This is a genomic window from Gilliamella sp. B2887, from assembly GCF_026537015.1.
Lineage (GTDB): Bacteria > Pseudomonadota > Gammaproteobacteria > Enterobacterales > Orbaceae > Gilliamella.
Window position 1 is genome coordinate 1 of record NZ_JAFNMX010000032.1, and the last position, 540, is coordinate 540.

1 protein-coding gene is annotated in these 540 nt (G+C 30.7%); it reads left to right on the forward strand.

Features of this window, described 5'->3' with window-relative positions:
• A partial coding sequence (locus J3U13_RS11375; protein ID WP_267342173.1) for a hypothetical protein occupies nt 1–540 on the forward strand: 540 nt, incomplete at both ends.

Genomic DNA, 540 nt, shown 5'->3' on the forward strand with positions numbered 1-540 from the left:
TATGAAAAAAATATTAATAGAGCAGCCATTATCTGATTATAGCGAAACTTACGCATGGTTAACCGATGTTATTGAATCGCTAAATGGAAAAGAAAACAGGCTACAAATCAGGATTTTACCAAGAGTTACAGCTGATATAAAGTTATATATCAACCAGAATAGGCACCTTGAGTATTTTAACAACTTAAAACATGGTGTTGATGATGTATGGCAGATCCCTAATTTTGTTGGTGCTGTCTACCTTGGTGCGATTAATGAAGGTGACAGAATTGAAAAAAATATATTTAATCAATCGGTAGGTGAACAATTACTTATTTATCAAAACGGTAGATTAAATGAATTGGTGACATGGCATACAGCTGTTGATACTAGCATTATTTTCAAATTCAATAATAAATTACCGCCAAACAATTTTACTTTTGTTTTTAATGATAACAATGATGATGAGATTACAACGAAAACAAGTGAAGTAAAGTACAGATATAGCGAAGCTTACGCGGTAAAATTAAATGATGTTTATATTTCAAATGTTAAACTACA